Raw genomic sequence first — 4,591 nt, 5'->3', positions numbered from 1 at the left:
GCAATCAGTTGGGCGGCTACAAGGTGCGCTACATATCGGTTTTGTTCATGTGTATCACGGCAAAGAAAAAATGCCGCGGCATACATCAGGTTCAGCGACCAATAAGGCACAATCGTCCATGCCCAAAACGGAATATTGCTCTCCCATGCAAAAGCGATTTCAGGTACATAGTCCAGCGATGCCGCGTAATGGTTGGAGAGGCCGTAGCTGGTGTAGAACAGGATACCGACTGAAATCAGCTTGAGTAGGGAGGTTTTGAGGGTAGGTTTCATGGATAGGTACATGGTTTAAATAAGGCCGTCTGAAAGTTAAAAAATTGTTCAGACGGCCTTTATTTTTATTTCTTCACTGCCAAGCTCACGGTGAAAATACCGTCTTCGTCTATCCATTGATGGATTTTTTCAAAACCGGCTTTTTCAACCAACTGATCCATTTCCTGCTGACTGCGGCGGCGCATTACCCAGTTTGGGCTGCCTGCTTTGTGGCTGGTCAGGGCGCGGGCAATCATTTCCAGTTGCGGATGCCACGGCTGGCCGGTGTAAATCAGGTAGCCGCCGGTTTCAATGGCTTCTCCAAAGCCGTAGAGCGAGTTTAAAATCAAATCGTTGTCGGCAAACAATTCGTGCAAGCCGGAGACGATGCCTAGGGTAGGGCGCGGCTGTAAATCATGATAATTGGCGCGGTCGTAAGCATTGACTTCATTGAAGGTTACCGTGTTTTGCAAGCCGCGTTCTGCAATCAGTTTGCGGCCGGCTTCGACATTAATCGGGCTGTAATCGCGCAAGCGTACGGAATCAGGCAATGTGTCGGCAGTCAGGGCATCCAATACATAGCGGCCATGACCGGACGCGATATCCAAAACGTGTACAGGTTTGCCTGCTTCACGCAATTTAGCTGAGGCCGTCTGAATGGCTTTGCCGATATTGACTTTGCGTTGGCGAATGCCGCGCCAGCCGATGGCGTTGAGATAGTATTTGTCCACCCATACACCGAAAGCGTTGCTGCCTTGCGGTTGATTGCGGTAGACATAATCCAGCGTGCTACCCGAATCAAAACCTGTTTCTTGACCGATTCTCAAGCCTTCACTCCAGCGTGAACCCAGTTTGAGCGAGGCGCGATATGTTGCCCAAAATGCGCCGCGAGGCGTACAAACAGGCAAAGGCGTAGCCAGTTCGTCGGCTTCGCGACGGCTGTCTCCAAACAAGTGCGCTTGAGTCAGATCGACTTGTTGCAAAGGCTGATTGAAACGCTCGCGGATAAAACGGCGCATTTCGACAAAAGCGATTTCACGGTCTTGCTCGCCTAACGTATCGTGGTAGAAACCGGGCAGGATATGGCGCTCTTTAATATGGCTGCCTAAGCGGTTGTAGAAATCGTGTTGCGGTTTGTGATGAACAACCCAATCGCTGCCTGAAATCAACAGTTGTATAGGCGTAGTAATCGCTTGTGCATCGGCAACGACGCGCTCGGCCGCCTCATATAAACCCAGCAGGATGCGCACAGAAATAGCGCGGGCAATCAGCGGATCATTGTCGTAGCTTTTTTGACGTTCGACATTGTGGGTCAGATAGTGGGCTTTGACGTAGCTGTTGACAAAGAAATTGCCACGCCATTTTTGCATAATTTTCAAACCGGTACGGGCAAACGGAACATAGAGTTTGACTTTGAACGCAGGCGAAGCCAATACGGCGCAACGGATTTTCGGCGCGTAATCGTGCAACCAAGTAGAAACCAATACCGCACCAACACTTTGTGCAATCACGCAGATGTTTTCAGGTTTGATGCCGTATTCGCTTTGAATGTGTCGGATAAAATCATCTACATCAGCAACCGAAGTACCGATACTCGGACTATCGCCGCGTTCACCAGGGCTGTAACCATGACCGCGCGCGTCCCAAGCAAAATAGGCAAAATCATCAAAACCTAGCTCATCTGCCACAAACATCATCCGGCCGGAGTGCTCATGCCCGCGATGGAACAGCACAATGGCTTTGTCGGAAGAACCATCAGCAGCAGGGCGATAGCGGTAGAAAAGCGAAGTACCGTCTTGGGTAGAAAAGAATTTTTGCTGTTCGGACATGAGAAACTCCTAATAGTCATATTTTTTGAACAGTATCATGACATATCGAATAAATGCAATGACTATCCGATAGACGGACGAATGCAATGATGGAGAGAAATGGTAAAAGATGGTTTCAAATTTCACTTAAAACTGATGACAGTGATTGTGAAAAGGGTTAGATAGGGGGTGGATAACCTTACAAACTACTACCGACATATCATCATAAACTCTTTGTTTTGCAATTAATTTACGAAACACAGTCAGACGGGACTTATCGTTATCATATTGTTGCCAAATTTTTTCTCTTATTTCTTCTGAAGGGGAATCGCTTAGGCCGTCTGAATAGTTTTCAGACGGCCTTTACTGCGTTTAACCAAGCACTAATTAACTGCTAATTTTGTCATGTTTTAATACATCCATCGAAACCCGAATACACATTTAAAAAGGAAATCAAACATGAAAAAATTTTTATTGACCGCCATCGTTGCTTTGTCTGCCGCTACTGCCGGTGCCAGTGATTATATCGAACACAAAATCTACAGCGACAAAAACTTCGAGCAAAATCGTGCTAAAGCCGTAAAAATTTTGGAACAACGCGGCTATCAAGTTCACGATGTTGAAGCCGATAGCCGTCGAGGTCAGCCTGTGTTGGATATCGAGGCTTTTAAAGATGGTCGTGAGTACGACATTGTTTTGTCTTTTCCTGATTTGAAAATTATTAAAGAACGCATCGACTATTAATATTTTGATGCAAAGCGGGTTGTCGCAGGACTTTGGGGTTCTGCGGCAGTTTGCTATTTAGGTATTTAAAGAATGTAAGCTACATGTAAATTACCTAAAATAAATGAACTAAATATGCTTTTTATTTTCCATTTAATTCAAAGTGTTTGATGTTGGGAGTCATGATATGGATTTGAATGATTGGAAGGAAAATGGTCGGCCGAAGCAGATGGGCGACCAAGACAAATCTTTAAACGACGGCGTATCTGCCGATTCCCAACAGGACGTTGATTTTTGGGATCGCAATCGAAACAATACTGTTGAAAACGAAGTTGAGGTTGCGGCTGAAACGGTAGAAGTTCAGGAGGAGGTAGAAGGTCAGGAAGCAGTTGAACATCCTGAGATGCCGTCTGAAAAAAGTGAAAAGAAAGCCAAACGCAAAAAAGACAAGGCAAAAAAGAAAAAAAATAAAGCCGAAGATTTGAATGCGCCTGATTTGTTGGGTACGAATAAGGGCGTGGAAACCATGTTCCGCAACGCCGTACGCTCGGAGATGGAATTGTTGGCGCTGGCGGCAACCAAAGCGAATATTATGATTTCGCTGAATGGTTTTATCGTGTCTGCTCTGATGATTTCGGGCGCGTTTATTTTTTCATCGTCGCCCGAATTTTTGATTCCGGCCAGTACGTTTATGATTACTGCCGCCGCATCTATCGTGTTTGCGTTGCTTTCTGCTTCGCCGGAACGTATCGGCAAAATGCAGGCGGCGCGGACATGGTTTAAGGATTTTATCCGCGGCCGTTCTAAGCTGCGGGACTTGAAAACCCGCCTCAGTAGTACCGAAACGCGCTTTTTTGGCGGCAGCCAACCCAATATTTTGATTTATGAAGACCGTGTGAAACTGCAAAAAGATCAATATTGGGAAATGATGCAGGAGATTATGGGCGACCGTAAACAAATCTATGAAAAGATGAGCGACCATCTTTATTGGCTTGGTTTGTTGGCGGACAAACAGTTCAAATACATCAATTTGTCTTACGCGGTATTCCGCTGGGGCTTGCTGGCTTCACTGGTGGCGTTTATCGGCGTGAAAACATTGCCGTCATTGCTGATACCGCCGGCCAACAATGCGGCAGAGCTGCGTTCGCTGGGAATCAATATGTTTAACGGTGTGTACGAGCCTTCCGCCGTACAACAGCTTCCGGATGGTAAGTTGCTGATTGCGGAAGACGAACCTAACCATGCGTTCAGTATCATCAGTATTGATAAAACCGGTAGGTTTGTGGAAGACGAGGCATTGGATACGCGCGTGATTACCGGTTTCAAACGCCGTCTCAGCGACTTGGAGGCTTTGGCTCGCGACGAGGAAGGTTTTATCTACGCGCTGACTTCACACTCGCGCACCCGTAAAGGCAACCGCTCGCCTGACCGCGAACACTTGATGCGCTTTAAAATTCAAGACGGCAACGTGTTGGGGCTGACCAGCTACGACAATCTGACGCAGGTTTTGGAAACCGATCACAAGTTGCATGATTTGATTCGCGAGCGAACCAAGGCAGAAGTTTCTTTTGACGAAATCAATATTGAGGGCATGGCGTTTGATCCGGTGAAAAAACGTCTTGTTTTGGGGTTCCGTGATCCTGAGTTCAACAACATGGCTTTGGTTGCGTTTATCAGCAATCCGAAAGATGTGTTTGAGCGCAATGCCAAACCTGAGTTTGATGAAGTAGCTGTGATTGATATTGATGGCGGCGGTATCCGTTCCCTCAACTATGATCCTGTGTTGAAAACCTACGTGATTGCCAATGA

General features: G+C 46.7%; 3 protein-coding genes and 1 pseudogene. 2 read left to right on the top strand and 2 right to left on the bottom strand.

Going from position 1 to position 4,591, the window contains the following annotated elements; translation table 11 throughout:
* Window positions 1–272 (bottom strand): annotated as a pseudogene (locus ACTHS3_RS03455) (phosphatase PAP2/dual specificity phosphatase family protein); the annotation flags it as partial.
* A 65-nt stretch (window positions 273–337) separates the two neighbouring features.
* Entirely contained in the window at window positions 338–2,080 is a 1,743-nt protein-coding gene (locus ACTHS3_RS03450; RefSeq protein ID WP_039862081.1) for a bifunctional alpha/beta hydrolase/class I SAM-dependent methyltransferase, read from the bottom strand.
* A gap of 438 nt (window positions 2,081–2,518) precedes the next feature.
* Here ACTHS3_RS03450 and ACTHS3_RS03445 point away from each other — a divergent pair, with 438 nt between their 5' ends.
* Together ACTHS3_RS03445 and ACTHS3_RS03440 are read left to right on the top strand one after the other, a co-directional pair.
* Entirely contained in the window at window positions 2,519–2,803 is a 285-nt protein-coding gene (locus ACTHS3_RS03445; RefSeq protein WP_440367167.1) for a PepSY domain-containing protein, read from the top strand.
* Window positions 2,804–3,185: 382 nt separating this feature from the next.
* Window positions 3,186–4,591, top strand: a 1,406-nt coding sequence (locus ACTHS3_RS03440; RefSeq protein WP_440367171.1) for a Pycsar system effector family protein, incomplete at its 3' end; no start/stop codon positions are given.

The organism is Neisseria sp. P0009.S007 (genome assembly GCF_051962515.1).
The sequence above is the reverse complement of the archived record's forward strand: the minus strand, read 5'-3'. Positions and strand labels throughout refer to the sequence as shown.